Here is a 6102-nt window from a genome sequence, read left to right on the forward strand (position 1 = left end):
TTCTATAGTTTGTCCGGTACGGAAAGGTCATTGGGGAAAAGGCGCGGTCCGAGCCAGCGGGTGACGTAGACAAGTGCAACGAGTACGGGTACTTCAATAAGTGGTCCAATCGTTCCCGCAAGTGCTTGCTGGGACAATGGGCCGAAGGTGCCAATCGCAACCGCAATTGCCAACTCGAAGTTATTTCCGGCGGCCGTAAAGGCAATCGATGCGGAGGTTGCGTAGTTCATGCCCGCGGCCTTGGCTGAAGTGAGAGCGATTGCGAACATGGCGAGGAAGTAGATCACTAGTGGTAGCGCCACTTTCGCAACGGTCCAGGGATTCTCAAGAATCTGCTGTGACTGAAGCGCAAAGAGCAACACGATTGTGTATAGAAGGCCGGCAAGCGCCAATGGTGAGATTTTGGGCAAGTACTCATTTTCATACCAGTCGCGACCACGGGTGCGTTCACCAATTATGCGTGATGCTGCGCCAGCCAGAAGCGGAATACCGAGGAATACCACTACGGACAGTGCGATTGCCCAAAAAGAAAAGGTGGCGGAAGTGGTTTCCAGTCCCAACCAGGAGGGCAGAATCTGCAGGTAGAACCATCCTAGAGCGCCGAACATGAGAATTTGAAATAGCGAGTTTACGGCCACCAGTACGGCAGCGACTTCAGTATCGCCGCAAGATAGGTCGTTCCAGACCAAAACCATTGCAATGCAGCGGGCGAGACCGACGATAATCACGCCAGTGCGTAGTTCTGGACTATCGCTGAGGAATATCCAGGCAAGGATGAACATCAGTGCGGGGCCGAGAATCCAATTGAGGAAGACTGTGATGCCCATCAGCTTCCTTGATGTCAAAATTTCGCCCGTTTTGTCGTATCGAACCTTTGCGAGCGGTGGGTACATCATGACCAGCAAGCCGATGGCGATTGGTACGGAAATTGTCGCAATTTTTGCCTCTGCCAGCCAGTTCACAAGTGACGGTGCAATTTTGCCCAGAATGAGGCCAATTGCCATTGCAGCTGCAATCCATAGCGGCAAGAAGCGATCTAGGAAGCTGAGTGACTTTGTAGTCTGTGTCATAGTTTCCGGTGTAATCAATATATCGATGATTGTCAATATATTTAGAGGGGCCGTGTAGCCTCAACAGGTATGGACGAAATCTCAGAATGCTGTGCACTTGGCGGTCGGCCTCTCGACACGGCGGAAGCACAGGCTGCGGCAACGCTCTTCAAAGCGCTGGCGCAACCGACGCGCCTGCAAATTTTGTCTCAGCTCGCTGCCGCTGGCTGTAGTCCGATGACCGTGGGGGAGCTGGCCGCTGTTTCTGGGCTTAGTCAGCCGACGGTGTCGCATCATTTAAAGACCATGGCGGATGCCGGGCTGCTAACTAGGTCTAAGAGTGGACGGGTAGTAACCCATGAGGTACGCCCTGAGGTATTTGCTGAGCTGCGACGTATCCTGGATATCGGTCACGCGGACGGGAGATAGTGGGGCGCTCGTCGCAAATCGCGATAGGTTGGAAACCCTGTTTACCCGTTCAGGCGCTTGACGACAGCGTCGTGAAGCAACCCATTCGTCGCAACTGCGTCCCCGCCGTGCGGCCCGTCGACTCCCGCTAGGGAAGTGAAGCGGCCGCCAGCTTCCTCCACCAGAATCGCAAGAGCTGCCAGGTCCCACAGGGAAACTTCTGGCTCGGCGGCGACATCGACCGCACCCTCCGCTACCAGGCAGTAGGAAAAGAAGTCGCCATAGCCACGAAGGCGCCAGGCGTCATCGGTGAGACCGATGAAGTTGTCGCGCAGGTCGCGCTCGGCCCAACCTGTGAGCGAAGAGTTAGAAATTGAGCAGTCCGCGATGTTCGCCACCTTCGAGACTTCAATGAGGCGCTCAGCGGCTTCCCGGCCGCCGACCTGCACGCGCTTGAATGCGCCGTCGCCCTTGGACGCCCACCAGCGGCGTCCCAGCGCAGGTGCGGAGACCACGCCGACAACGGGCTTACCGTCCTCCAACAGGGCAATCAAGGTGGCCCAGACCGGGACATTGCGCACAAAGTTCTTCGTGCCGTCGATGGGGTCGATGACCCACTGACGGCCCTCAAACACAGCTTCGCCACCGAATTCTTCGCCGAGAACCTCATCGCTCGGGCGCTTGTCCGACAGAATCTCGCGGAGCAGCTTTTCGCACGCGATATCGGCATCGGAGACCGGTGTGAGGTCGGGCTTGGACTCGACGACTAGATTGGCCGCCTCAAAGCGGGACATTGTGAGGTCATCGGCTGCGTCGGCAAGCGAGAGTGCGAGGGCGAGATCTTCGGAGTAAGAGGTGGTCATGGCCGAAATTCTAGCGCAGAACCTCACGCAGCTCTGCGACCTGGCCGCTTGAGCCCGCGAGCTTCCAGCGCCCCACCGACGTGCCTTCGCCGCCTGCGCCCGTAATAAGCGCATATCCAGGCAGCCAGTCCCAGGCCGCGACGTCGCGCTGGAACCATACGCCGATGCGGCCGTCGGCCACGCCTGCCATATCCACTGACGCTGAGCCCAGCATGCGCCAGGTAGCGCTGCGGGACACTGCATCCAGCCAGGACTTTGTGGCTGTGACCTCGGATTCCTCGCTCGAGCTCACCACTGTGGTGTGGAGGTATGTCGCTGCGCAGACTTCCGAAAGCGGGTGGTCAGTGACCCGGAGATCGTCAACAGTGCCGTCAATGTTGATACGAGTGGTCGGGAGACTGGGGCCACCAATCCAGCTTTCGCCCGTGGCCGGACGGTGCACCGCGCCGAGGATGACCTCGTCCGGATTGTTCGCATCTCCCATAACCAGCGCCAATGCGCTGCACCAGTAGTCCGAACCAGTGGTGAAGTTGTAGGTGCCATCGACAGGGTCAATCACCCACGTGCGACCAGACTGGGACTCCTTCGCCGACCCTTCCTCGCCAAGGATGCCGTCCTCCGGGCGGAGCGCGGCCAAAGCCTCGACGACGAACTTCTCCGCTGCGCGGTCGGCCGCGGTGACGACGTCGGAAATCGATGTCTTGTACTCCGTGACCAGGCCTTCGTCGCGCATGCGAGCAGCAATGGCAGCGGCACGCTTCACGATGGCAACCGCAACACTGGTATCCGATGCCACAATCGACTCGGACACTTGGGCAAGAAAGAGTTCTAGGTCCTGGCTGGAATCTTGGTGCGGGTCTTGGCTGGAATCTTGGCTGGCGGTGGATTCAGACATACGTCCTATTGTGCACCGAAACAGGCGGTATAGCTAAGGTAGTACCCGTGAACCCGGATCTGAATGCTGACCTCAAAGAACTCGACGCGACGCTGACCACCATTGAGAAGGTGGTCGATGTCGACGAGCTTTCCGACCGGATCAGGGAGTTGGAAGCCCAGGCCGCCGACCCGTCGCTGTGGGATGACCCCGACCACGCGCAGCAGGTCACCAGTGCACTGTCGCAGGCGCAGGCGAAGAAGAAAAAGATTGACTCGCTGCGCGGGCGCCTCGACGATCTCTCCGTGATGTACGAACTCGCGGAAGAGGAGGGCGACCCCGACGCCGTCGAGATGGCCGATGCCGAACGCGCTGAGCTGCGTGCCGACATCGAATCCCTCGAGGTCACGACGATGCTTTCGGGGCCTTACGACGAGCGCGAGGCAGTCATCAACATCCGCTCCGGTGCCGGTGGCGTGGATGCCGCTGACTGGGCCGAGATGCTCATGCGCATGTACCTGCGCTGGGCCGACAAGCACGGGCATAAGGTCGAGGTTTACGACACGTCCTACGCTGAAGAGGCCGGTATTAAGTCCGCTACTTTCGTCGTCCATGGCGAGTACATGTACGGCACCCTCTCGGTCGAACAGGGCGCGCACCGGCTGGTTCGTATTAGTCCTTTCGACAACCAGGGACGCCGTCAAACTTCCTTCGCTGAGGTCGAGGTGCTGCCGGTTGTGGAGGAAACGGATCACATCGACATCCCCGAGTCAGATTTGCGTATCGACGTCTACCGCTCCTCCGGCCCAGGTGGGCAGTCGGTGAACACCACGGACTCCGCGGTCCGGCTTACGCACGTCCCGACCGGCATCGTGGTGACTTGCCAGAACGAGAAGTCCCAGCACCAGAACAAGGCATCTGCCATGCGAGTTCTGCAGGCGAAGTTGCTGGAGAAGAAGCGCCAGGAAGAGCGCGCGGAGCTGGATGCTCTCGGCGCAGGCGGCAATGCCTCGTGGGGTAACCAGATGCGCTCCTATGTGCTGCACCCGTACCAGATGGTCAAGGATCTGCGTACCGAATACGAAGTCAACAACCCACAGTCGGTCCTCGACGGTGACCTAGACGGTTTCATCGAGGCCGGTATTCGCTGGCGCATGGCTCAGCAGTCCGAAGGCGAGTAGCGCTAGAAGGGCGGTTCGTCTTCGGGCGCTTCCGGTGCCTCGGGTGTTTCCGGTGTGGTGGGTTCGTCGGCTTCTCCGTTTCTCTCGTTTTTGTTCATTCCCAGTTCTTCGCGAGCTTGATTTGTCAGCTCCTGTGATTCGCGGAGGTGTTCCAACCTCTGCTCGTTGTACTCCTTGAGTGTCTGTGCTTTCTTCGTCTTACGTAGATCGAAAGAGTAGCGACCGTGACCGGCGAGCGGCCCCGACTCTGTGCTGATAAGCGCAGCTTTTTCGGTGCTTTGATCAGTGACGGAGGTCCAGTACTCCACGCCGTCGATATCGCGCACGACATTCCAAAGACCGGCCGTTTTTAGATTGTGGTGGCGGCGGCATAGGCAATGGAGGTTGGGCGTTTCGGTTTGGCCACCTTCTTCGGGATTCTCGTGGTTATACGGCTGAATGTGGTCGATGTCGCACTTCGTCGCATCGACATCGCATCCGGGAAAGCGGCAGGTGCCGTCTCTACCTTGGACGTAAGTACGCTGTCGCTCTGTTGGCGAGTACTTTTCCGTTTTCTCGTCCGCTAGTAGCCGGATGCTAGTGACTCGATCGAGCCAGGATTCAGTGGCGATTTTGTTGATCCACCCCAGACCGCCGATCCATGCCTCCTGCGGCTTGTCTTGAGTAAGTGGGCAGTACAGATTCAATGTGGCGGTGACCTGAGCAGTCCCGTGCAGAAGGTGTGAAAAAGCCTCGACGAAGTCGCAGTCCTGATCAGCGGTAATTTCTTCCAAGACTTTCTGAAACTCAATTGCCCGCTCAGGCATCAGTTCCATGGTGACTTCAGTGAGGTTGTCCTTTAACTCGAACTTTATAGATTCGCCAGCTTTTTGCTCGATGCCTTTTTGAAACGAAGTAATCGGCGGGTCGTACTCATTTTTAGGGCGCAATAGCGGGCCGACTTCATTAATCAATCGCTGAATATTCTGTTGAAGACTCCGAACCCCGCGAAGAACTTCACCATTGACTCTCGGCGTGATCAGTTCGAGGAGATGGTCTTCGAAATATTTCACAGTAGAGGCGTCATCCAAGGGGAGGATGGCTGTGGCAATGACCCGCATGTGGGGAAGCGGTAGCTGTGCGCGTTTGAGCAGAAGCTCTTTCAACCGCGGGAGCCGCTCTAGCTGCATCCCGATATCGATGTACTGGAGTGTCCTCCCGCGCGACATGCCAAGAGCTGGAGCGATTTTGGCGATGTAATCTTCGACATCTTTTGTTGAAGAAGACGGAACACAAGCAAGGGCAAGCTGCAGATCAGCTCGATTACGGTCAATTCCAAGACGTGCTGGTGCTGTTTGAGAAATCTCATGGTGAAAGCGTGGCGCTGTTGCTTCCATCGCCGCAGCGTAAGTGCGTTTCCGTGGTATCTGTTCCCCGCTGGCCATTGTTGAATCCCCCTGAAAGATAAGGCCTGGACGTTGAAATGTTGAAATAAGGAAGAGGTAGGGAAAATATTTTCGACTAACCTTGAGTGTTAACTTTCCGAGTTTTAAGCAGCTAGGCGACGTTATTCTGCGTTTTTAATCCTCGCGTTTAATCTTTCATCGCTCATTTTAATCGAACAGGTAGGCGAAGTAAAGGGTGATTTAAAGATTTTTGGGGAAAATGGTTTCGAATGCTGTCGTAGTGCGCACTTCTGTGTGGTCGCGCGCTCTGGGGGGTGTCCCTATGTTTTTGTCAAGTGCCAG

The 6102-nt window shown here is 57.0% G+C and carries 6 protein-coding genes; 2 read left to right on the top strand and 4 right to left on the bottom strand.

Annotated features, from left to right (window positions below):
• Positions 1-2 precede the first annotated feature (2 nt).
• A complete protein-coding gene (arsB, locus tag HMPREF2847_RS01695) occupies positions 3-1070 on the bottom strand; it encodes an ACR3 family arsenite efflux transporter (RefSeq protein ID WP_070851308.1) in 1068 nt (355 codons plus the stop codon).
• Positions 1071-1139: 69 nt separating this feature from the next.
• On the opposite strand from arsB, the gene HMPREF2847_RS01700 reads away from it, so the two are divergent.
• On the top strand, positions 1140-1478 hold the full coding sequence (locus tag HMPREF2847_RS01700) for an ArsR/SmtB family transcription factor (RefSeq protein ID WP_070851309.1): 339 nt from the start codon (positions 1140-1142) through the stop codon (positions 1476-1478).
• A gap of 41 nt (positions 1479-1519) precedes the next feature.
• On the opposite strand, the gene hisN is transcribed toward HMPREF2847_RS01700, so the two are convergent.
• Both hisN and HMPREF2847_RS01710 read right to left on the bottom strand, forming a co-directional pair.
• Positions 1520-2320: a histidinol-phosphatase gene (hisN, locus tag HMPREF2847_RS01705; protein WP_070851310.1), complete on the bottom strand. Its 801-nt coding sequence runs from the start codon at positions 2318-2320 to the stop codon at positions 1520-1522.
• A gap of 10 nt (positions 2321-2330) precedes the next feature.
• On the bottom strand, positions 2331-3215 hold the full coding sequence (locus HMPREF2847_RS01710) for an inositol monophosphatase family protein (protein WP_070851311.1): 885 nt from the start codon (positions 3213-3215) through the stop codon (positions 2331-2333).
• A 47-nt stretch (positions 3216-3262) separates the two neighbouring features.
• On the opposite strand from HMPREF2847_RS01710, the gene prfB reads away from it, so the two are divergent.
• Entirely contained in the window at positions 3263-4375 is a 1113-nt protein-coding gene (prfB, locus tag HMPREF2847_RS01715; protein WP_038626269.1) for a peptide chain release factor 2, read from the top strand.
• A 2-nt stretch (positions 4376-4377) separates the two neighbouring features.
• Here prfB and HMPREF2847_RS01720 read toward each other — a convergent pair whose 3' ends face one another.
• Entirely contained in the window at positions 4378-5751 is a 1374-nt protein-coding gene (locus HMPREF2847_RS01720; RefSeq protein WP_246821898.1) for an HNH endonuclease signature motif containing protein, read from the bottom strand.
• Positions 5752-6102: the final 351 nt, after the last annotated feature.

The organism is Corynebacterium sp. HMSC074C03 (genome assembly GCF_001838285.1).
Taxonomy (GTDB): Bacteria; Actinomycetota; Actinomycetes; order Mycobacteriales; family Mycobacteriaceae; genus Corynebacterium; species Corynebacterium amycolatum.